Raw genomic sequence first — 21,484 nt, 5'->3', positions numbered from 1 at the left:
TCATTTCCGAGGCTTGCGGAAAAGATGCGTTTCGTCTGTGACAGCTGCCGCGCGCAGTACATGATCAGCGACGACAAAGTTGGCCCGAAGGGGGTCAAGGTTCGTTGCAAGAAGTGCGGCCATACCATCACCGTGCGCCCGGCGGGCGCCGGGACGGGGAAGGATTCCTCGTCGGAGCCCGCGACTTCTTCACCCGCGTCCATCGACGCCAGCACGCCGAAGAAGGAGTCCGACGCGTCGGCATCCTCCGCGGTGCCCGCGACGTTGGGGACTCCGCCCGAGGGCGGCCTCTTCACGGACGTGGAAGAGGATGAGATTGGCGCGGTCTTCGACCAGGTGCTGAGCTCGGGCACGCACAAGATTCCGTCTGGCGAGGCGCTGGGAGAGGCCGCGGCGCGGGAAGCGACGGCGGAGAGCGTCCGCAAGCTCGCCGAGGCCGAAGCCGAGCCCGACAAGGAAGACGATGCCAAGCCCGCCGCGTCGCACGATTGGTACGTGGCCATCGACGAGAAGCAGGTGGGACCGCTCTCCGTCGAGAAGGTGAAGGACGCGTGGGACCGAGGCGAAGTGGGGCCGGACAGCCTCTGCTGGCGTTCGGGCTTCAGCGACTGGATTCCGCTGTCGGAGACCGCGGAGCTGGCGTCGGTGTTGGCGCCGCGTCCCTCGAAGCCGACCATCGTCGCGCCCGAGCCCGTGTCGGGCTCCCAGCCCACGGTGCAGTCGGGTCCCGTGCAGTCGGCGTTCAGCGCGGGCAAGTCGTCGAAGGGTGACTCGGTGCTCGCGGCGTCCTCCGAGGCGCCCACGGGGTGGAAGCCCTCCGCCGCCAGCGTGCTGGCCTCGCTGGTGAAGGAGGAGAACGACGCGCTCGCGAAGCCTCCGCCGACGCCTGCCCCCGCGCTGGGCCGCGAGCCGGTGTCGCAGTCGCGTCTGCTCGATGTGCCGATGCCGCCTCCCGAGCCCGTGTCCTCGCCCGCGTTGATGGGGGCGAGTGCGGCGATGGCCGCGCAGATGGCGGCGCCTCAGGGCCCGCAGGCCTTTCCGCAGCAGCCCATGGCGCCGTATGGACAGCCCGCACCGTACGGACAGCAGCCCTACGCTCAGCCCGTGCCCGCACCGTATGCGGCCCCGCCGGGATATGCGCCCACGTATGCGCAGCCGGCGCCCGCGGGCGGCAAGGGCCGGATGGGCCTGGTGGTGGGGATTGTCGTGGGCGTGTTGGGGCTTGGGGCCGGAGGCTTCGCGCTGACGCTTGGCAAGAATGGCGCGGAGACGCCGAGCCAGAATCAGGTGGCCCCGCAGCCAGTCGCGGTGGCGCCTCCCGCCGCCGCGGCGCCTCCGCCGGTGGCCACGCCGCCCCCGGTGGCTGCTCAGCCCGTGGCGGCCGCCCAGCCGCCTCCTACGGCGGGTGCTGCGGGAACTCAGCCTCCTCCTGCGGCTGGAACGGTTCCCGCGGCGACTCCGCCCATGGCAACGGGGACGCCGGTGGCCGCGGCGACGCCGCCTCCGGTGGCGGCGGCCCCTGTGGCGACTCCGCCCGTGGCCGCGCAGCCGCCCGCGGAGACCGCGAAGCCCGTGGATAGCGCTGTGGCGAAGGTGGAGCGGCCGGTGACGCCTCGGCGGACCACCGGGGCCTCGTCGTCGACGGCGCGGCGTGAGGAGCCTGAGGCGCGGCCCTCGCGGCCGGAGAAGTCATCCTCGAGCGACGGAGACAGTGACGACTTCGACGAGCTCTTCGGCACGAAGAAGCCGAAGGTCGAGGCCAAGCCCTCGGAGGCTCGTCCCACGGCCTACATTCCTCCGGAGCCTGGAGGTGGTGGGGTTCCCGACACGCTTCAGCGTTCGGACATCATGGAGGTGGTGCTGAACAACAAGCCCGCCATCGTGAAGTGCGTGAACGAGCAGAAGAAGAAGGACCCGATGTTGAGCGGCAAGCTGGTGATGCGGTGGTCCATCCAGACGAGCGGCAAGACGTCGAACGTCACGTGCAAGACGGATGAGTTCAAGAGCACGTACATGGCGAGCTGCATCTCGGGCCTCATCAAGGGGTGGGCCTTCCCGAAGCACAAGAAGCAGGGCGAGCCCATCGACTTCCCGTTCACGTTTTGAGCAGACAAGGGTGTCGCTGGGTCTTCCGCGACACGTTTGTCCTGCCGAGGTCCGATGTGAGTGTTCGCTTTCGTGACTGCTGAATTTCCACGAGGGCGAGGCGTCAGTGAGGGTGTCGACACTCGTTGACACATCAGGACGGGGAGGACTAAAGCCGACCCGCTTGCATGGATGTCGGGGCCTGAACTCAGAGGCCGGAGGCCCCGGGTAGACGATTCCAAGCAGACTCACGGAGGGATTTCCAAGATGCAGCTTCGCAAGATGATGCTGATGCTCACGGCGCTGGGCGCGATGAGCGGTTTGATGGCTGGTTGCGGTGACGACGACGGCGGCGCGAAGGGCTGCACCAGCAACGACGAGTGCGCTGGCACGGAGATTTGCCACCCGGATGCGAACGTCTGTGTGACGACGTGCTCGACGGGTTCCGACTGTCCTGACACGGCGAAGACCTGTGCGTCGATCGACGGCTCGGCCACCGGCACGAAGATCTGCCAGTGCTCCACGGACGCCCTCTGCAACACCGGCTCCGAGACCGCCGACATGGTGTGCTCGGACCTGGACAACGTTTGCGTGACGAAGTGCACCGCGAACGCCGACTGTGGCTCTGGCCGCAAGTGCGACACGGCGTCTGGTCAGTGCGAAGAGGATGGCGGCAACCCTGGCGATACCTGCAGCGGCACGGCCCAGAGCACCTGCCAGTACGGCCAGTTCTGCAGCAGTGGTGCCTGCACGGAAGTTCCGGCGCCCACCTGCGCCAACTTCGACCCTGCCCAGGGTGGCAAGCAGCCGATCTGGACTGTTTCGTCCACGGGGCCGATCATTTACGAAGTCACTCCAACCTTCTTTGACACTGATAACTCCTGGTGCACCACGGGCCGCACTGCAAAGGCTCGCGTCCGTGCATATCAACCCGCTAGCAGCAGCCTCACGTTCCCTTCCCAGAAGGGAGACCTGCAAGGGCTCTTCTATGTGAAGGTCCGTGGAGAGGAAGAGAGTGGCGTGAAATTGATCACCGGGTACTCGACGTCGAATGGTGGCAAGAACGCCGAGTTTACGGTGAACTTCTGCACCACGCCGACTTCGACGACGCTGTCGATCGGTCTCTACTTCACGAACGGCAATGAGATCTGTGGTCGCCTGACTCGGAACTAGTCAGGGCGAGCCTCGCCAGGTTCTCTTGGTGAGGTTTCGCGCAGAGAGTGAAGCCTCATCCTTGTTGGGATGGGGCTTCGCGCGTTTCTGTGATGCTAAATGTTGCTCATGCATCTCTTCGAACAGGACATGAGTGAATAGATCGTAGGATTTTTCGTTCGAAAGGGAGGCGGTGCTCCATCACCAGTCGCCTCCCAATAAGGAGAAATCAAATGTCATTCCGTCTTGCTGCATTTGGTCTGGCAGTCATTGCTTCGCATGCACTGGCACAGGGAAGCTCCGCTGAAGGCGAAGTGCGCCTCAACTGCCCGGCTGGAACCATCCAGCAGGGGAGGCGTATGGGCAATGACTCTGGCGCCTTCTGTGTGAAGGAATCAGGTGCCGACAAGGGGCGTCACCACGGGCCCTATGTAGATTTCTGGGCGAATGGCCAGAAACAAGCAGAGGGACAGTACAAAGATGGTTTCCGAACGGGGCGTTGGGTTTTCTACGATGCCAATGGCGTGAAAACAGGGGAGACTGAGTTCGAGAGCAACGACTATCATGGTAGGCGGGTGCAGTATTACCCCAGTGGTGCGAAGAAGCAGGAGCAGACCTGGGTGAAGGGGAAGCGGGAAGGCGTCGAGGTGTCGTACTCTGAAGGTGGCCAGAAGGTCTCAGAGGTTCGCTACTCAGCGGACAAGCCGATGGTCGCCAAGTAGTTTCCCGACGCAGGCACTGAAGTCAGAGGGCCCTTGCTCCATCTAGAGCGAGGGCTCTTTCTGTTTCTATAGAGCTCTTTCCCTAACTGCCATGCTCGGATAGGAAGCTTAGGTGTGAAGGCCCCCTCTCTAACCCCAGTACTTCCCGACACCCCTGTCCGTACGGTTGCGGAAATGGGGCTTCGTGAGCTTGAGCGCATTCGACTCATTCTGCGCGGAGGCTCAGTTATTGAGTGGCGACGAATGCACTTCCAGGTCAGGGAGGAAGTCGACCGATTCCTGCGGCTCTGTCAGCTCGATGTTTCCCGACCCTTTGATGAGGCATGGGCCCGGCTCGTACTGGCAGAGGCGGTCGCCTATCTACGCAAAACGTTCAACTATCGCGTTGCTGATGCGGTCGCGAAGCCTGGCGAAATTCACGACCTGTTCCTTCTGGCATCAGGAGCCAAGGGGAATGCTCGGCACCGACGCATAGCATGCGTCGTGCTGAAGGTGATGCACGTCATCCAGCATATCGAGGGCCGAGACCTTCTCTTCCGGCTTGCCATTTCAGAGGCGGAGCTGGCGGAGTTGGTGATGGAAAAAGTGTTGGGGGTTGCTCGAGAAATGCAGGAGAAGGGACTTCCTGTGGTGGAGTTCGCCCATTCCATCAAGACGCAGGATTCGCTTGTCACGAAGCTTCTCGCGAAGAAAGAGACTGTTGCAGCTCAGGTCTATGACAGGACACGGTTTCGAATCGTGACTCGTTCAAGAGAAGATCTGCTGCCCGTACTGTATTATCTCACGCAGCGGCTGTTTCCCTTTCACTTGGTGGTTCCCGGTCAGACGGAGAACACACTGGTGCCCTTCAAGGGAGTGCTTGAGGAGAACCCCCATTTTGAACAGTTCATCCCGAAGCTCCATCTCGACCGCAACTATGAGGATAGAGAAGATAGAGGCGGGAATACGTTTTCTGGTAGTTCCTATCGGGCTCTCAACTTTGTCGTGGATATTCCGGTGAGGATGGATGCGTACCTGCCTCCGCCAGAAGAAGACGCTCGGACACGCAAAGGGCGTGTAGTTATCTCGCTGGTGGAGTTTCAGATTGTCGATGAGGAGACTGCCAAGCAGAACGAGCTCGGGGAGAACTCCCATGAGGCCTACAAACGCCGTCAGAAGAAGCGGGTCTTGAAGAGACTGAGTCAGGGACTCGTTGTTCCAAAGCGCCAGGGATGAGCTGTCCCTGGCGCTGAGTCTTTGCTGTACTGGGAGTCAGGGATACTCGTAGGTGATTTCCAGTTCAGCCAGCTTTGGATCCGACTCGTAGGTAGAGTGCAAGCGATGCAATTCGCCATCTCCGACTGTTCCGATTTCGAATCGGAGCCGATATTGGGTTCTCTTGTTTCGAGATGCCCGGTTTGCCCAGTCCGTGATCACCATAGGGGTGATGTCAGTAATGCCAGGGCGCCCAATTGAGCTCGGTGGAATGTTGATTCCAGATGAGAGGGGGGGCGAGTAATACGCCACTTCGAGCTCTGGATTAGTGTCGAATTTGATTGGCAATTCGTTTCCAATGTCCACTGGCTCAAGGATGAGTTGGCCAAGCTTGCCGAAGGGGTCTCCAATCTGACCACCAGTCCACCATTTGAGTCGTGCTTGGCGGATGGTTGTAAGGTCTTCGGGAAGAGTTGACATCTGGAAGCCTAGAAAAAGCCTCTCAATGAAGTTGCCTGCGTTGTCGCCAACCGTGGCCATGTTATAGAAGCTGGTTTGTCGAAAGAACCCTGGCGAATCCACCGTCCCGCTGGTTCCGCTGTCAAAGGCGAACGTGGCGATTCCTTGCCGAATCGCCCTGAAGGTTTGCGCGGCTGTGGCCGCCAGTGCATTCCCTTCGGCATCGCGCGCGTTCGTGGAGATCTGCCATCGAAGATCTGCCCCGTACGAGAGTTCTGTTGGGAACGAATAAGTCATGACCGTCGATGACGTATTCCAGCGGAGCGTTCCCGTGTTGAGGCCAGCAGGCGAGAGAATCGCGAAGGCTCCTTCCACGGACGCTTTGTTCATGGGTTCAGAAAAAACGATCTCGATCAGTGTGTCTCGCGCAACTCCAATGACTGCATTTCCAGGGGTTGTAGACAGAATGGTTGGAGGGGTCGTGTCTGGAGTGGGGCCTTCGGTGGTGAACGAGAAATTGAAAGGCAACTCAATCGCGTTCCCTGCGATATCCACAATCGGATGACTGTTGGTTCCCAGATTCACAGTCACAGTCGTCGAAGTGGGAAGCACATTGATCGGGGCAATCGTTACAGTCCGACCAGCCGACGAGACTTCCACCGTTGCTGGAATGGCAGAGCCACCGCTCCCCGAAAGGCCCACATTGGTGGTTGTCACGCTCGAGACCCTGACAGGCTCGGAAAAAGCCACCTGAATCGCGGCTCGAGCACTGACTTGCGTCGCCCCTGACGCGGGCTGCCGTGACTCGATCCGCGGAGCACTTCGGTCCACCGCGACGGTACGTTCATCGCTGAAGTACGTCGAACCACCTCGCGTCACCCGGGCCTTCAGTACAAACTCCTTCTCCTCCTCCGCAGCCGTGTTCCACTGATACTGGTACGGAGCCGCCGTCCAGGTGTGGAGCACCGTCTCCCCTCGCAGCAACTCCACCTGCTCGGCCTGCCCCCCTGCCACGGTCACCTCCAGGGACACGGGCCCATTGACCGCGCTTCGGGTCTCTGTGGGGGATACCCAGGACACCGTCAGGCTCCCCTGGGACACCACATTCAGCGCCACGCTCCTGTCCTGCTGAGTCGTTCCTGAACTCCCGCGAACCGTGAGCGACAGCCTCCTCGGCGCGAGATTCGCTGCGACACTCACACGCAGTGTCGCCGTGGTCCCCGACTCCGGAATCGTCACGCTCGGAGCGCTCACCCCGGCGGGCGGCCTCTCCAGCGCCACATCCACGCTCCCCTGGAACCCGTTCTTGCGGACCACGGTGACCTGGAGGTTCTTCACCCCACCCAGGACTACGGTCTCTTCCAGGGGACTGACTCCAAGCTCGAAGTCCTGGGCCGGATTCTCACCTCCATCCGGTGGGTCCACGACCTCCGGGACGTTGATGCACCCAAACAACAAGAAGAACGAGAAGAGGGGAGTGAACAGGCGAAGTCGGTTCGTCATGAAGGGCCGCTGTGCAGAGAGCGTTCCAAGCTCACGCCCCACTCTCGGGGCAAGCCGGAGCCCCTGCCTACCACGGCAACGCCCAGACCCGTGACCCACCCCTCACGGTCCCACCCTCTGGACACACATCCGGAAACCGCAACACCCGGGAACGAAGAAGCCCGCGCCCCGGAGTCCTCCGGGCAGCGCGGGCTTCACCGTCACGAGCCTGTCGGTCTCGCTCCTACTTCTTCTTCCGGTTCTTCTTCTTGTTGTCCTTCTCCCGCTTGCGGCGCTCCTTGATGGCGTCGCGGTCCTCGGGCTTTCCGCCAGCGGAGGAGGGGGGCGCGTAGCCCATGAGGCGAGCCTTCGCCATGGCCGCCTGGCCCATGGGGGCCGTGTAGCCAGGCGCCACCTGGGGCAGCTGCATGGGCATCCCCATGCCCGGCATGCCGCCGCTCATCATCTTCTCCATCATCTTCGGGTCCCCACCGAACATGCTGGAGAGGTCCATGTTCCGCATCTGCGAGAGCTGACCCAGCTGCTTGAAGCCCGGGATGCGGCCCAGCAGGCCCGGGTTCTGGCCGATGGTCCCCATCACCTGCTGCATCATCCCGAACTTCTGGAGCAGCTCGCGCACGTCCTCCGGCTTGCGACCACTGCCCTTGGCGATGCGGCCAATCCGGCTGGCGTTGATGAGGTCCGGGCGCAGGCGCTCCTTCGGCGTCATCGAGTCGTACATCGACTCAATCTTCGTGAGCTCCTTCTCGTCCGGGTTGAGGTGCTCGGTGAGGTCCCCGAAGAGCGGGAACTTCTCCAGCAGGTCCTTCAGCGGACCCATCTTGCGCACCATGCGGATCTGCTCGACGAAGTCCTTCATCGAGAACTGGCCGGACAACAGCTTGCGCGCGTCCTCCTCGGCCTTCTTCTCGTCGACGACCTTCTCGAAGTCCTTCATCAGGCCGACGATGTCGCCGAACCCGAGAATCCGGCCCGCGAGGCCCTCCGGACGGAACTCCTCCAGCTTGTCCATCGACTCGCCCATGCCGAGGAACTTGATGGGCTTGCCGGTGACTTCCTTGATGGACAGCGCCGCGCCGCCACGGGCGTCACCGTCCAGCTTCGTCAGGATGAAGCCGTCCAGCGTCAGGCGCCGGTCGAACTCCGCGGCCGTGCGCACCGCGTCCTGGCCAATCATCGCGTCGCACACCAGCAGGATGTTGTCCGGGTGCACGTTCGACTTGATGGACTCCAGCTCCGACATCAGCGCTTCGTCGATGGCGAGTCGGCCGGCGGTGTCGATGAGCACCACGTCGCACTTCTGCTCGCGCGCGGCGGCGTAGCCCCGCTTGGCGAGTTCGGGCGGCTGCACGCCGGGCTCGTGGTAGACGGGCACCTTGAGCCGCTCGCCCAATACCTTGAGCTGGTCCACGGCGGCCGGGCGGTAGATGTCCGCGGCGACGAGCAGCGGCTTGCGCCCCTGCTGGAGCAGCCGACTGGCGAGCTTGCCCGTGGTGGTCGTCTTACCAGAGCCCTGCAGACCCACCATCATGATGCCGCTGAGCTGCCCCTTGGGCTTCAGGTTCAGGCTCGTGTCGACCGGCCCCATCAGTGCCTCGAGCTCGTCGTGGCAGATCTTGATGAAGTGGTCCATCGGGCTGACCTTGCGCTTCTGGCCCGAGGCATCGGTGAGGGTGGTCTGGACGAGCTCGCCCACGGACTTCTCGCGCACGCGGGCGACGAACTTCTTCACCACGTCGAAGGCCACGTCGGCCTCGAGGAGCGAGACGCGGATGTCGCGGAGCGACTCGTCCACCAACTCTGGAGTGAGCTCGCTCTTGCCGGCGAGGCGGTTCTTGGCGGCGCGGAAGCCCTTGGTGACGGTCTCAAGCATGGGGGGCGCTTTATAACAGGGGGGAGGTGGGATGCGACGGTGGAGCGCATCCGGGCCGTCGAAGACTGAAGAGCCGGGCCTCCACCCCCCTCCCGCACGGGGTGGAAGGGGGCCAAGGTCCTGATTTCACCAACGCTCCCGAGGGGTTGGGGCATCCCAATGGCCCGGTCGCCCTCCTGGCCAGCGGTGGGGCCCCGCCGGCCCACGGGCCCCTTCACCGCCCTGGCGGTGGCCGCTTCGCCTCCTGGTTGATGCTGAAGCACGGGAAGTAGTTGGCGTCCCCCGTGTGGTACGCCTCGGCGAGCGCGGGCAGCTCCTCGAAGGCGTGGATGCGAGGCCCCACGTCGGGCATCCAGCCGTGGGTCTCCCCGAAGGCCACCGCGTCCACACCCTCCTGATAGCGCGCGAAGTGGGTGTGGATGTGCTGATGCCGGGCGACGCACTCCCGGGCGCGCAGGAGGGAGACGGACATGCCCGCCTTCCACCCGGCGGTGGCGAGCACTCCCTGCCGGGCCAGGGCCTTGAGGCTGGCGCGATAGACAGGGGTGCCGAGGTACTCGAGAAACACGTGCACCATCTCTCCACCCGTCCGACGGGAGACCTCCGCGACGAACTCGGCCTCCGCGGTGAGGTAGCGCTCGCGATAGCCCGCGTCCTTGCTCCACCGCTCGGGCTCATAGCGCATGGCCCCGAAATCCCTCCGGTCGATGGCCTCCAGCCCCGCGGAGCGAATCTCCTCCAGGTGCCAGGGCGTCCCCGACAGCATCACCGCGCGACAGCCATGGAACTGGGCCAGCGTGAGCTCCGCGAGCGTCGTGCCCCCGCCCCAACCCCAGACATGCGGGGACGGACAGTCGGCCTCGGAGACCTGGAGCCGGAAGGCCCCCTGGGCCACTCGCCAGTTCGCCCAGGCGGTGACGTAGCGGACGCTGAAGGCGGCCCACTGGGCGGGGGAGAAACGCGAGTTCTCGGGGAGGGGGATGAGCTGCCGGCCCTTGAGCTTCATCAGCGTGGCCATGCACCCCATCTGGCGGGGCGCATCGTAGCCCAGGGCCTTCGTCATGAAGCCGAGGCCGTCCGTCTCCCCGCTCGAGAACAACATCGCGAGCTGCCCGGAGCGGACCTCGGTGACGTTCCTGCCGGTCTCCAGCACGCGGACGACCCCCGCGTTGCCCAGGACCACCTCCTGCTCCTGGCGGGCCTTGCAGACATCCAACGGACGCCGCTCGAGCGCGTGTTCGGTGTTGGCCTCCCAGCAGCCGAAGAGGGGTGCGGCGAGGACCTCGCCGTCCTGGATGGCTTCGACGGTGATGCGGGTTCGCGTCAACTGGGCGCGGCGCGGTTCACGAGAGCTGCCCGCGTGGATGACCCAGGCCTCGGCTTGATAGCTCATGTTCGCAACCCCGTTGCGACATCGTGTGGCTAAGGCGTGAGGTGCTCTCGACGGCGGTGGAGGGGAGGGATTCGGGGCTCGGGCATCCGCGCGCGCAGCCACCGTGCAATCAATTCGTCCGCCAGCACTTCGACATTCATCGCGTCGAAGAAGCGGGAGACGGGCATGTCGACGGACAGCTCGGTGCGGATGCGCCCGGTGAGCTCGATGAGCCGGAGCGAGTCGAGCGCGAGCTCCTGGAGGGACTGGATGGGAACGTCTGGCTCCTGGCCCCGGAGCACCACCTGGGTGATGGTGTCTCGCAGGTAGTCCGTCATCAGGCAGCGGCGCTGCTCGGGTGTCGCCGCGCCCAGCGCCTCGAGCACATCCACGGGCGGCGGAAGGGGCGCCCGCCGGGTGGCGCGCGAGAGCGCTTGCGCCGCGGCCGTCGTGCTCGAGGGGCCGCGTCGGCCTTGCTCCGGGAGGAAGGTCGAGGCCACCTTCTCGGGGGTCCTCAGGGCTTGTCTCAGCACCGTCTCGAAGTCGACGAGCAGCCGCGACGCCTCCTCGTGCGCGAAGCCCTCGCGGGAGTACTCGAGCGTCCCGGAGATGACGCCGTCTTCTTCATGCAGCGCGAGGAAGAGGTCGAAGTCGCACGTTCCTCCCTCGAGCTCCAGGGGCGTGATGCGCAGGTTCGCGAGCTGGAACGGATGGCGAGGCGTGTTCTCGAAGGCGAAGAGGACTTGGGACAGCGGCTCTCCGCCCAGGTCGAGTCCCTCCAGGAGCTGAACGGGCAGGTCCTGATGGGGCAGGGCACCGACGACGACCTCGCGCACCTGCTCGAGGAGTTGCTGGAAGCTGGGGTCCTTCCTCAGGTCCGCGGGGAGCACCAGCAGGTTGACGAAGTAGCCCACCAGGTGCTCGGTCTCCGCTTGCGGCCGGTTGGCGATGGGGCTGCACACGAAGTGCTGCTCCTGTCCGCCGGAGTACCGGTGGAGCAGCAGGTGGAACGCGGCGAGCAACACCATGTGCACCGTGGCGCCTGCCTCGCGGGAGAACTGGAGGACCGCGCGGGAGAGCTCCGGCGGGAAGCGCAGGGATAAGCGCTCCAGCTTGCGCGTCCGGGCCGAGGAGGTGTTCCCCCGCCTCGGACGCGAGGTGAGCCGAGGCCCCCGCAGTCGCTCCTTCAGCTGCTCCCGCCAGTACGCTCGCAGCTCCTCGCGGCAAGGGCCTCGCATCCAGGCCCGCTGCCAGCGTGCGTGGTCCGAGCAGTGGACCTCGCGCGTGGGAAGAGGGGAGTCGAGGCCCTGCTGGAACGCGGCGTAGAGCTCCGAGAGGTCCCGGAAGAGCACGTCCAGGGACTCGTCGTCGCAGATGATGCGGTGGACGCAGAGCATGAGCACGTGCTCCTGCGCGTCCAGCACGAACAGCACCGCGCGGAACAGCATGTCCCGCTGCAGGTCGAACGCGCGCCAGGCTTCTTGCAGGAGGGCCTCCCGCATCGCGATCTCCCGCTCCTCGAGCGTGGACACCTCGTCGCGAAGGCTGACGGTGGGGAACACGAAGGCCCCGGGGGCGCGGACGTACTGGACCACCTCACCCCGGCTGGAGCTGAAGGACGTGCGCAGGGCTTCGTGCCGGTGCTCCAGGGCCTCCAGCGTCAGGCGAAGGGCGCGCCAGTCCAGCGGGCCCGACAGGCGGAAGGCCACGGGGAGGTGGTACGCCGAGCCCCCTGGGTTGGCCTGGTCCAGGTACCACAGGCGTTCCTGCTGGAAGGACACAGGGGAGGTCTCGGCGCGCGGGTGCGTCACCAGCGGCGGGGCCGCCGAGCGCAGCGTGCGCAGGCGCTGGAAGGCTCTCCAGATGTCCGGATGCATCAGGCGGACTCCCGTTGGCCGGTACAGCTCAGTCGGGAGCAGGTGAAGGTCCGGATGGCGCGCAGGCTGCGGAAGTTCTCCATCGCGATGTCGGAGGGGGTGACGGAAATCTCGAACCGCTGCTCGAGGAAGTTCACCAACCGGAAGATGCCCATCGAGTCGATGATTCCGCGGGTGATGAGGCTGTTGTCCTCACCCAGCTCCGGGCCCTTGCTCCGATAGAGGAACTCCTTCTCGATGTGCGCGCGGATGATTTGGCCGACCTGCTCCTCGGTGTAGCTCGTCACGGGTTCTTTCACGGACGTGGACTCCGGCGGATGGATACCTCGGGGGAATGGCTCACACGAGCTGCCGCGCCTGCTCCTGGAGTCGGACCTTGTCCCGCTTGCCAGTGGTGGTCCTCGGCAGGGATTCGCAGGTGTCGATGCGCGCTGGAATCATGAAGCGAGGCAGGTACTCCCCGCAGTGCCGCCGCAGGTCCTGAGGGCTCACGCTCGCGTTGTCTCGCAGCACCACGAAGGCGCGCAGCTCGTTGCCGGCGAGCTCGTCCGGCAGCGTCAGCGCGGCGCTCTCCTCGACATCGGGGTGGCGCAGGAGCACCTCTTCGATGGCGCTCAGCTCGACGCGGTGTCCCCGCACCTTGACCTGCTCGTCCCCGCGGCCCAGGAAGCGCATCACCCCCCGCTCGCGCACGACGCGGTCTCCGGTGCGATAGGCCAGGGGATGTCCTGGGATGGGACCCAGTCCCTGACACGTGAGCGCCGCCTGTCCCCAGTACCCGCTCATCAGAGTGGGGCCCGCGACGCACAGCTCCCCCTCCTCTCCGTCCGCCGCCAGCACGCCGTCGTCGCGGACGATGAAGGCCTGGTCGCCGCAGCACACCTGTCCGATGGGCAGCGGCGCGGAGCGGGACAGGTCCGCGAGGGTGACGCGATGGAACGTGCAGACGTTCGTCTCGGTGGGGCCGTAGAGGTTGAAGTAGCGGGGCCCGGGGATGGTGGCGGCGAACTCGCGCAGGTACTTGATGGGGAAGACCTCTCCGGCGAAGAGCACGGTGCGCAGCCGGGGGAACCGGTGCCGCGACAGCTCGCCCCGCGTCACCAGCTGCGTCAGGACCGACGGCACCGAATACCAGATGGCAATCTCTCGCGTCGCGATGAAGTCCGCCAGCTCCCGGGGAAAGACAGACAGCGACGTGGGGACCAGCACCAGCGCCGCGGCGCCCTTCGCGGCCGCGAACACGTCGAAGACAGACAGGTCGAAGTGGAACGGGGCGTGACTGCTGACGTGGTCCCCGGGCTGGACCTCGGCCAGGTTGAAGGCCCACTCGACGAAGGCGTGCGCCGCGCGGTGGCTGTGCATGACGCCCTTGGGCTGGCCCGTGGAGCCGGACGTGTAGAGGACGTAGGCCAGGTCCTCGGGCGTGGCCTCGGGCGCGGGGGGCACGGGCTCGGTGGACTTCGCGCGCACGTCCTCCCACGTCAGCGTGACGGGGACGACGGGGCGCGAGGCGGCCGGGAGCGGCAGGTTCGTCGCGCTCCCGTCCACCAGGAGCAGACACCCCAACGTCTCCACTTCCCGGAGCGAGTCGAACCAGGCGCGCGTGGTGAGGACCCCCGCGAGCCGGCAGTCCCGGACGATGAACTTCACCCGCCACTCGGGCGAGGACGGGTCGATGGGGACGTAGGCCGCGCCGGCCTTGAGGATGCCGAACAGGCCCACCACCGCCTCGAGCGACTTGTCCAGGTGCAGCCCGACGCGCGAGCCATGGCCAATCCCCAGCTCCCGCAGCGTCCGCGCGACCTGGTTGGAGGCTCGGTCCAGCTCCTCGTAGGAGCACAGCCGCGTCCCGTCGATGACGGCCGTCTGGCGAGGGGTGGACCGGGCGCTTTCAGAGAGATACTGAAACAGCATGGATGTGTTTCTCCATCACAGGCCCATGGAGCGGGCCACGAGCTCGCGTTGGAGCTCCGAGGTTCCGGAGAAGATCCGGCTTCCCAATGCGTCACGCACCTCACGCTCCAGCTCCGTCTCGGTGAGGTAGCCGAGCCCGCCGTGGAGCTGCACCGCGTCCATGCTCGTCTGCACCCAGGACTCGCTGACGTGGAGCTTGACGAGCGAGGCCTCGAACATCGCCGAGCGTCCCTGCTGCTTGAGCCAGGCGAAGCGGTACACGAGCCCGCGCGCCGTCTCGAGGCGCAGCTTCATCTCCACGAGCTTGGTGGAGATGGCCTGGAAGCCGCCAATCGACTTGCCGAACTGCTGGCGCTCCCGGGCGCGCCGGATGCAGCGCTCCATGGTCCGCTCCATCGCCCCCAGCGCGGGCGCGAGGACGAGGCCACGCTCGTACTCCATCATCTGCGAGAACAGCGTCAGGCCGGCGCCTTCCTCGCCCAGGCGGCTCGAGACGGGCAGCTCGCACGACTCGAACCGCAGCTCGCCCAGGCTCGCCGTCCGCATCCCCATCCGGGGGCCGGTGGGCTCGATGTGCAGCCCTGGCAGCCCCTTCTCGACGATGAAGGCGGTGAGCCCTTCGCGGCCTCGTGAGGGGTCCACCGTGGCGAAGACAATCAGCACGTCCGCCACGGGGCCGTTGGTGACGAAGGCCTTGCGCCCCTGGAGGACGTAGGTGTCGCCCTTGCGCGTGGCGGTCGTCTGGAGCGCGGCGACATCCGAGCCCGCCTCGGGCTCCGTCATCGCATGGCCGCCCAGGCGCTTTCCGCGCGCGAGCGCTGGCAGGTACCGCTCCCGCTGCGCCTCGTTGCCGAACAGCAGGATGGGCAGGGTGCAGGCCCACAGGTGCGCGCCCAGGGCGAAGAGCAGCCCGTTGTCGGCGCAGGCGTAGCCCAGGCCCTCCAGCGCGTGCGCGGTGACGGAGAGCGACAGCTCGCTGCCTCCGTACCGGCGGGGAATGGGGAAGCCCGCGGCGCCGAAGCTCGCGAGCCGCTGCCAGCCTTCTTGATTGAAGTCGCCCCGCGCATCCAGGGAGACCAGGTCGAAGGCGAGCCGCTCCCGTGCGAAAGCGACCGCCGCCGTCCTCATCCGACGCTCGTCGGGGGTCCACGCGAAATCCATGCTGGGTTCAGCCTCCGCTTCCCGTGACGGCCTTCACCATCACTGTCGAATGGGAAGGAACCAATGGAATACATTTCGTGGCGCCGTGAAGATGCTTGTTGTTGACTTGAAGGCGAGGATGAACCCATGGACAGGGAATGTCGTTCGTCCCTCGGTCCCGGGCGTGCGGCTCTTTCAGGACAATGAAAACTGCGATTCATTCCGAGTCTGAGAATTCGATGAGGGTGCACAGGAATTCGCAGCCGACATGACACCCGCGCCGAGTTCATGGGCACGGAGACCGCGTCCGTCCATGTAAGTGTGGCTTCCTTGATGTTCGCTCCGCGTGTGGGTACGTTCAGCTACACAACGCATGGCGCCCGTCGTCCAGATAGAGGGAGTCTCGTTCCGCTACCAGCATGGCGACGGCGATGGCCTGGATGACGTTTCGCTGACCCTGGAGCCGGGTGAGCTGGCGGTGGTGGTGGGAGCGAGTGGTTGTGGGAAGACGACCCTCACGCGGGTCGTCAATGGCCTGGTGCCCCGGTTCTTCGAGGGGAAGCTCCAGGGCACGGTCCGCATCAATGGGCAGGACGTGGGCGGGTGGTCCATCGGGCAGATTGGCCAGCAGGTGGGGAGCGTCTTCCAGGACCCTCGCTCGCAGTTCTTCACCACGTCCGCGACGTCGGAAGTGGCCTTCGCCTCGGAGCACTTCGGTGTCCCCACCGACGTGATGAAGGAGCGGGTGGACGAGGCCTTCGAGCGGCTGGGAATCCACAACCTGCGAGGCCGGAGCGTGTTCGAGCTGTCGACGGGAGAGCGGCAGAAGGTGGCGCTCGCGTCGGCGTATGCGATGCGCCCCAGCGTCTATGTGCTCGACGAGCCCTCGGCGAACCTGGACCCGCAGGCGACGCGCCACCTGGGGCTCATCATCGACATGCTGCGAAAGGACGGGGCGGTGGTCCTCGTCGCGGAGCACCGCCTGTATTACCTGGCCGGCATCCTCGATAAGCTCATCCACATGCGGCAGGGGCGAATCGTGGAGGTCTTCGAGCGCAAGGCCTTGCACGCGCTGCCACCGTCGGCGCTGGAGGCTCGCGGGCTGCGTCAGGTGGACCTCAGCCACGCGAAGCTGGGCGCGCTGCCCCCGGTGCGGCGGGACGACATCTACTTCCAGAGCCATGACGTCTCATTGGCCTTCGGCGAGCGGGTGGTGCTGGGCGGCGTCACCGCTCAGGCCTCGCGCGGCGAGGTGGTGGGGCTCATCGGCCGGAACGGCTCGGGCAAGACGACCTTCGCGCGCGTGGCCACGGGGCTCCTGGAGCAGCGCACGGGCCGCATCCGCCATGCCTACAAGGTCGTCTCCGCGAAGCAGCGGCGCGCCGGCTCGTTCTTCGTCCTCCAGGACGCGGACTACCAGCTCTACACGGAGTCTGTCCTCGACGAGCTGATGCTCGGGTTGCCGGACACGGCCTCGACGCGGCGGCGGGCCATGGAGACCCTGGCGCGCTTCGACATCGAGCGGCTGGCGGCGCGGCACCCGCAGTCCCTCTCCGGAGGGCAGAAGCAGCGCCTGACGATCGCCGTGGCCGCGATGCGCCGCGCGGATGTCCTCTTCCTGGATGAGCCCACCAGTGGCCTCGACGCGACGAACCTCCAGCGCGTGGGCGAGGAGGTTCGCCTGCTGGCGGACCAGGGGCAGGTGGTGTTCGTCATCTCGCACGACTACGAGCTGCTCGCGCAGTGCTGTCCACGCATCCTGCGGCTCGAGGGCGGACGCACCGCGGCCGACTACCTGCTGGACGTCGGCTCCGCGCGGCGCCTGCGCATGGACCTGGACCTCCCCTCGGCGCGCTCTCCTTCCTGGGTCTGGGCATGAGCGCGGGCGAGGCCAACGTCTACGCGGGCCTGGACGCGCGGCTGAAGCTCTTCCAGCTCTTCCTGGTGAGCCTGTGTGCCTTCGTCACGAAGACACTCACCGCCCAAATCCTCCTCCTGGAGGTCGTCCTCGTGCTGGGCCTGGTCGCGGGACAGCGGCAGACGGTGGCGCGCTTCCTGTGGATGGCCGTCCCGCTGGTGCTCTACGTCGTCTTCGGGGGCGGGGGCACGGGCACGTCGATGTGGGTCTTCTTCCTCCGGTTCCTGGCGTTCGCCGTGCTGAAGTTCTCGTCCCCGGCGCTGCTGGTGCTGTACCTGGTGCGCCTGGAGGACCTGTCCGCGGTCATCCAGGCCCTGGAGCGGCTGCGGTTCCCCCGGCAGGTCACCTTGCCGCTCGCGGTGGCGATCCGCTTCGTCCCCTCGCTGCAATACGAGTACGCCAGCATCCGGGATGCGATGCGGCTGCGCGGCGTGGCGCCCACGCTGCGGCGCTTCTACGCGTACCCCGCGCAGACGCTGGAGCTCACCGTCATCCCGCTGTTGATGCGCGCGGTGCGCATCTCCGAGGAGCTCTCCATCTCCGCCCTCACGCGCGGCATGGAGCGCGAGGGCGACAAGAGCTGGTACCAGCCGCTCGTCTGGACGCGGACGGACACCGTGGGCTTCATCGCGACGGCGCTCGTGGGCGTGCTGCTCTTCGCCGTCGACCTCGTCGCGATGTGAGCCCGTCCATCACATCGGCCGGGCGACGGGCGGTGGGGGCTGCTCCTCGACGATGACGAACTCCACGCGCCGGTTGTTGGCCCGGCCCTGCGGCGTGGCGTTGCTGTCGATGGGCTTGGTCAACCCGAAGCCCGCGGAGTCCAGCCGCTCCTCGGCGATGCCCTTCTGGATGAGATACTGGCGCACCCACTTGGCCCGCCGCGCGGACAGGTCCTGGTTGTACGTCTTGGTGCCCGCGTTGTCGGTGTGGGCCTCGATGCGCAGCTTCTTGATGTCGGTGTGCGTGCGGAGCAGTTCGAAGACGTGGTCGAGAATCGGCAGGGACTCCGGGATGGCGTTGTCCTTGTCGGAGGCGAAGTAGACCTTCTCGAGCGTGCGCAGCTTGCCGTCCTCCACCACCACCTTGGCGGGCTCCGGCGCGGGAGGCGGCGCGGGCTTGGGCGCGACGAAGTCCTCCACGCAGGCCTGGCAGCAGCGGAACTCCGTGGTGGTGGTGACAGGGGGCGGCTTGCTGCCGCAGATGACGCTCTCGAGCATGCTCTGGAGGCCGCTCAGCGAGCGCTGCACCGTGTAGGCCTGGCCCCCTGTCTCCCTCGCCACGCGGGCGTACTCGGACTCGAGCGCCTCCAGGCCCTTGACCTTGCTCGCGCCCAGGTAGGTGTGGACGCGGACCTCGGCGGAGACGGCGGCCTCGATGGCGTGGTTGGCGGCGGCGATGTCCTTGGCGGCAAGCTCCCCTCCGCCGTTGAGCCCCTCGTCGCCCAGGAAGAAGATGGCGCGCTGCGCGCCCGTGCGCCAATCGAAGTGGGCGCTGAGGTCCTGGATGGTCCGCGCTCCGTCCTCGCGGACCTTGCCTCCGGCAATCCAGGTGAAGCGGCGGCTCTTCAGCTCCGCCTCGTCCGCGCCGACGGACTTCAGCAGGTAGTCGCGCACGGTGGTGTCGAAGCGCGTGCCTCCGAAGGTGCCCTCGATGCCCAGGTAGGTGACGCGCAGGTTCGACGGGCAGCGCGTCTGGGCGGCCTTGATGGCGGAGCCCACCATCTCACTGAGCCCCACGGCCTCCTCGCGCATGGACTTGCTCGCGTCGATGGCCACGACCAGGTCCACCGCGGGCACCGTCATCTGGCCTTCGGTGACGGTGACGGTGGGCTCGGCCCAGCGCGGGAACTCCACCACCCGGCTCTGGCTGGCGAAGTCGCCCTCCTTGCCGCGGTGCTGGGTGACGGTGCCCGGCTTCGCGGGTGAGGCGCCCGCCGCCTTCAGGTCCAGCGTGCTGTCCGGGTTGGCGAGCGCCAGGGAGAACTGCTCCGGAGCGAACGAGAGCGCGCGGACGTCCTCGAGCCGCAGGCTGCCGACGATGGCGTCGTGGTACCAGAACGCCGTCAGCTTGGGGCCGGTGGCGGGGGGGATGGTGACGGCGCTCGGGGTCGGCGGGCCCTCGTGGGTGAAGCAGCCCTTGCCGAACAAGGCACCGTCCGCGCCGAGCACCCGGAACGTGTAGCTGGTGGTCGCGGCCACCGCCGCGGTCGGGCTCTCCACGGCGGCCTGGCAGCAGCTCCTCACGGGCGCACCGGCCTGGGGCGCGGACTTGCTGCCGCAGATGACGCTCGTGAGCATGTCCTGGAAGCCTTCCAGCGTCTGCTGCACCAGGAAGGACTGTCCGCCCGTCTCCTCCGCGACGCGGGCGTATTCGTGCTTCAGCGCCTCCAGCTCCCAGGGGGAGGCATCGGTCACCCCCAGGTAGGTGTGGACGCGCACCCGGGCCTTCTGCGCGGTCTGGATGGCCTTGTTGGCGCCGACGACATCCCTCGCGTTGACGTCGCCACCTCCGTCCAGGCCCTCGTCGCCCAGGAAGAAGACGGCGCGCTGGGCCTCGGGGCGCCAGTCGAAGTGGTTGGAGAGGTCCTCGATGGCCCGCCCTCCGTCCTCGCGGACCTTGCCTCCGGCGACCCAGGTGTAGGCGCGGCTCTTGAGCTCCGCCTCGTTGGCGCCCGCGGTCTCCCGCAGGTAGTCGCGCACGGTGGTGTCGAAGCGCGTGCCCTGGAAGAGGCCTTCGATGCCCAGGTAGGTGACGCGCAAGTCACAGGGGCAGCGCGTGCGGGCGACCTCGATGGCGGCGTTGAGCGTCTCGCTCAGGCCGACGGCCTCCGGGCGCATGGACTTGCTGGCGTCGATGACCACGACCAGGTCCACCGCCGACACGGTGGCGGCGCCCTGCGTCGCCTCGGGGAGGGCCTCCGAGGGCTGGGGGAACTCCAGGCTTCGTCCCTGGCTGGTGAAGTCATTGCCGCCATGGCGGTGACTGGCGATGGGGCCGGGCTTCGCGGTGGTGGCGCTGCCGCCCTTGAGCTCCACGGACTGATCCCCGCTGGCGAGCTGGAGGGCGAACTGCTCCGGGCCGAAGGCGAAAGCCCGCACGTCCGCGAGCCGCAGGGTGCCCACGAGCGGGTCGCTGTACCAGAGCTCCGTCAGCTTCGGGCCGCTGGCCGCGGGAATCGTGACGGCGCCTCGGGCGGGCGGACCCTCGTGGGTGAAGCAGCCCTTGCCGAACACGGACCCATCCGCGTTGACGACCCGGAACGTGTAACTGGTGGCCTCGGACGTGGACATGGTTTCCCTCTGCGATTTCAACGGACGGGGAGGTCAATTGCTCGCAGCGGACCTTGGGATGCAAGCGTGCATCCGCGCAGCGAACGGACCTGAACATTGCGGGTGTCTGGGCATGACGGGCGACAGGAGACACCCCGTCACGTGGGGCTCCACGGTGCCGGAGCGCGACCTGGCAGTGCAACATGGATGTCGCGACTTTCTGGAAATGTTGGATTTTGCTCGGAGTGCGTCAGGCGATGTTCGCGGGGCAACGCTTGGCGCGAAAGCCAGAGGAAAGGACCCCCCATCTGTGGTCTTTCTCAAAGCCTCGCACGTGGGGGGGTACCGGCATGGCCTATGGTCTGCAGCACCTGAAAGCCCGCGATCTCATTACGATCGGCGTCTTCAACGCGCTCATCATCGTGGTCTACATCGTCATGCAGACCATCCTTCAGCCGATGCCTGGGATGGGGCTGTTCAATGGCGGGGTGAGCGCCTTCATCATGGCGCCGCTCTACCTCATCCTCGTGTCGCGCGTGCAGAAGCGCGGGGTCTTCTTCATCACCGCGGCGCTCTACTCCCTGCTGGTGATGTCGGTGGGCATGTACTCGGCCGTGCCGCCCGTGCTGCTCGCGGGCGTGCTGGCGGACCTCATCGCCGGGGTGCAGTCATTCCGGAACCTGTCGGCGGTCATCACGGGCTACATCGTCTTCAAGACGCTGGAGGCGGTGGGCAACTACTCCGTCGTCGTCATCAACCCGGAGCGCTTCGCGGCGACCATGGAGCCCAGCATGCGCGCCCGGTGGCTGGAGGGCGCGGCGATGTTCAATGCCTGGATGGGCGCCTTCGTGTTGGTCTTCACCGTGACGGGCGCACTCGCGGGGGGCGTGCTCGCCAGCCGCATCCTGCGCAAACACTTCATCAAGGCGGGGCTGGTCTCCGCCGCGCCGGAGGAGAAGGTGGAATTGGCCGTGCCTCCGGTCTGATGCCTGATGAACAGGTC

15 protein-coding genes are annotated in these 21,484 nt (G+C 66.3%); 7 read left to right on the top strand and 8 right to left on the bottom strand.

Going from position 1 to position 21,484, the window contains the following annotated elements; all coding sequences use genetic code 11:
- The first annotated feature begins 24 nt into the window (after positions 1–24).
- From gltJ to MYSTI_RS26485, 4 genes are all read left to right on the top strand, one after another.
- Positions 25–2,106 carry an adventurous gliding motility protein GltJ gene (gene gltJ, locus MYSTI_RS26495; RefSeq protein ID WP_015350880.1) on the top strand — a complete coding sequence of 694 codons (2,082 nt, stop codon included), beginning with the start codon at positions 25–27 and terminating at the stop codon, positions 2,104–2,106.
- 246 nt (positions 2,107–2,352) lie between these two features.
- Positions 2,353–3,258: a hypothetical protein gene (locus MYSTI_RS26490; RefSeq protein ID WP_015350879.1), complete on the top strand. Its 906-nt coding sequence runs from the start codon at positions 2,353–2,355 to the stop codon at positions 3,256–3,258.
- 212 nt (positions 3,259–3,470) lie between these two features.
- The gene (locus tag MYSTI_RS43315; RefSeq protein WP_015350878.1) at positions 3,471–3,959 is read left to right on the top strand and encodes a toxin-antitoxin system YwqK family antitoxin; all 489 of its coding nucleotides are present in this window, start codon (positions 3,471–3,473) and stop codon (positions 3,957–3,959) included.
- Between the two features lie 114 nt (positions 3,960–4,073).
- A complete protein-coding gene (locus MYSTI_RS26485; protein WP_015350877.1) occupies positions 4,074–5,174 on the top strand; it encodes a TIGR04552 family protein in 1,101 nt (366 codons plus the stop codon).
- A 36-nt stretch (positions 5,175–5,210) separates the two neighbouring features.
- Here the strand turns inward: MYSTI_RS26485 and MYSTI_RS42260 are convergent, their stop codons facing one another.
- The 7 genes from MYSTI_RS42260 to MYSTI_RS26455 all read right to left on the bottom strand — a co-directional run bounded on the left by MYSTI_RS42260 (position 5,211) and on the right by MYSTI_RS26455 (position 15,312).
- Positions 5,211–7,115 (bottom strand): Ig-like domain-containing protein, encoded by a 1,905-nt coding sequence (locus MYSTI_RS42260; RefSeq protein WP_084668198.1) that lies wholly within the window; start codon positions 7,113–7,115, stop codon positions 5,211–5,213.
- Positions 7,116–7,338: 223 nt separating this feature from the next.
- Positions 7,339–8,988 (bottom strand): signal recognition particle protein, encoded by a 1,650-nt coding sequence (gene ffh, locus MYSTI_RS26480; RefSeq protein WP_015350875.1) that lies wholly within the window; start codon positions 8,986–8,988, stop codon positions 7,339–7,341.
- A 214-nt stretch (positions 8,989–9,202) separates the two neighbouring features.
- Positions 9,203–10,381 (bottom strand): MDR/zinc-dependent alcohol dehydrogenase-like family protein, encoded by a 1,179-nt coding sequence (locus MYSTI_RS26475; protein ID WP_015350874.1) that lies wholly within the window; start codon positions 10,379–10,381, stop codon positions 9,203–9,205.
- Between the two features lie 29 nt (positions 10,382–10,410).
- Positions 10,411–12,237: a condensation domain-containing protein gene (locus MYSTI_RS26470; RefSeq protein WP_015350873.1), complete on the bottom strand. Its 1,827-nt coding sequence runs from the start codon at positions 12,235–12,237 to the stop codon at positions 10,411–10,413.
- A complete protein-coding gene (locus tag MYSTI_RS26465) occupies positions 12,237–12,536 on the bottom strand; it encodes an acyl carrier protein (protein WP_015350872.1) in 300 nt (99 codons plus the stop codon). Before MYSTI_RS26465 ends, MYSTI_RS26470 begins: the two co-directional genes overlap by 1 nt.
- A 40-nt stretch (positions 12,537–12,576) precedes the next feature.
- Positions 12,577–14,151 carry an amino acid adenylation domain-containing protein gene (locus MYSTI_RS26460; RefSeq protein WP_015350871.1) on the bottom strand — a complete coding sequence of 525 codons (1,575 nt, stop codon included), beginning with the start codon at positions 14,149–14,151 and terminating at the stop codon, positions 12,577–12,579.
- 15 nt (positions 14,152–14,166) lie between these two features.
- The gene (locus tag MYSTI_RS26455; RefSeq protein ID WP_015350870.1) at positions 14,167–15,312 is read right to left on the bottom strand and encodes an acyl-CoA dehydrogenase family protein; all 1,146 of its coding nucleotides are present in this window, start codon (positions 15,310–15,312) and stop codon (positions 14,167–14,169) included.
- 352 nt (positions 15,313–15,664) lie between these two features.
- Between MYSTI_RS26455 and MYSTI_RS26450 the strand changes: the two genes are divergently transcribed.
- Together MYSTI_RS26450 and MYSTI_RS26445 are read left to right on the top strand one after the other, a co-directional pair.
- Positions 15,665–17,170 carry an ABC transporter ATP-binding protein gene (locus tag MYSTI_RS26450; RefSeq protein WP_015350869.1) on the top strand — a complete coding sequence of 502 codons (1,506 nt, stop codon included), beginning with the start codon at positions 15,665–15,667 and terminating at the stop codon, positions 17,168–17,170.
- On the top strand, positions 17,167–17,892 hold the full coding sequence (locus tag MYSTI_RS26445) for an energy-coupling factor transporter transmembrane component T (protein ID WP_015350868.1): 726 nt from the start codon (positions 17,167–17,169) through the stop codon (positions 17,890–17,892). Before MYSTI_RS26450 ends, MYSTI_RS26445 begins: the two co-directional genes overlap by 4 nt.
- 9 nt (positions 17,893–17,901) lie before the next feature.
- Here the strand turns inward: MYSTI_RS26445 and MYSTI_RS40990 are convergent, their stop codons facing one another.
- Positions 17,902–20,502 carry an OmpA family protein gene (locus MYSTI_RS40990; RefSeq protein ID WP_015350867.1) on the bottom strand — a complete coding sequence of 867 codons (2,601 nt, stop codon included), beginning with the start codon at positions 20,500–20,502 and terminating at the stop codon, positions 17,902–17,904.
- A 329-nt stretch (positions 20,503–20,831) separates the two neighbouring features.
- On the opposite strand from MYSTI_RS40990, the gene MYSTI_RS26430 reads away from it, so the two are divergent.
- A complete protein-coding gene (locus MYSTI_RS26430) occupies positions 20,832–21,467 on the top strand; it encodes an MptD family putative ECF transporter S component (RefSeq protein WP_044281410.1) in 636 nt (211 codons plus the stop codon).
- Positions 21,468–21,484 lie beyond the last annotated feature (17 nt).

The organism is Myxococcus stipitatus DSM 14675 (assembly GCF_000331735.1).
In the GTDB taxonomy this organism is placed as follows: Bacteria; Myxococcota; Myxococcia; order Myxococcales; family Myxococcaceae; genus Myxococcus; species Myxococcus stipitatus.
This window is presented reverse-complemented; position numbering and strand designations above follow the sequence as displayed.

Excerpts from the sequence above, each read along its gene's own strand:
- MYSTI_RS26490 (WP_015350879.1), top strand. The coding sequence starts at position 2,353 with ATGCAGCTTCGCAAGATGATGCTGATGCTCACGGCGCTGGGCGCGATG.
- MYSTI_RS40990 (WP_015350867.1), bottom strand. The coding sequence starts at position 20,502 with ATGTCCACGTCCGAGGCCACCAGTTACACGTTCCGGGTCGTCAACGCG.
- ffh (WP_015350875.1), bottom strand. The coding sequence starts at position 8,988 with ATGCTTGAGACCGTCACCAAGGGCTTCCGCGCCGCCAAGAACCGCCTC.
- MYSTI_RS26430 (WP_044281410.1), top strand. The coding sequence starts at position 20,832 with ATGGCCTATGGTCTGCAGCACCTGAAAGCCCGCGATCTCATTACGATC.
- gltJ (WP_015350880.1), top strand. The coding sequence starts at position 25 with ATGCGTTTCGTCTGTGACAGCTGCCGCGCGCAGTACATGATCAGCGAC.
- MYSTI_RS42260 (WP_084668198.1), bottom strand. The coding sequence starts at position 7,115 with ATGACGAACCGACTTCGCCTGTTCACTCCCCTCTTCTCGTTCTTCTTG.
- MYSTI_RS26455 (WP_015350870.1), bottom strand. The coding sequence starts at position 15,312 with ATGGATTTCGCGTGGACCCCCGACGAGCGTCGGATGAGGACGGCGGCG.
- MYSTI_RS26450 (WP_015350869.1), top strand. The coding sequence starts at position 15,665 with ATGGCGCCCGTCGTCCAGATAGAGGGAGTCTCGTTCCGCTACCAGCAT.
- MYSTI_RS26475 (WP_015350874.1), bottom strand. The coding sequence starts at position 10,381 with ATGAGCTATCAAGCCGAGGCCTGGGTCATCCACGCGGGCAGCTCTCGT.
- MYSTI_RS26470 (WP_015350873.1), bottom strand. The coding sequence starts at position 12,237 with ATGCATCCGGACATCTGGAGAGCCTTCCAGCGCCTGCGCACGCTGCGC.
- MYSTI_RS26460 (WP_015350871.1), bottom strand. The coding sequence starts at position 14,151 with ATGCTGTTTCAGTATCTCTCTGAAAGCGCCCGGTCCACCCCTCGCCAG.
- MYSTI_RS26445 (WP_015350868.1), top strand. The coding sequence starts at position 17,167 with ATGAGCGCGGGCGAGGCCAACGTCTACGCGGGCCTGGACGCGCGGCTG.
- MYSTI_RS43315 (WP_015350878.1), top strand. The coding sequence starts at position 3,471 with ATGTCATTCCGTCTTGCTGCATTTGGTCTGGCAGTCATTGCTTCGCAT.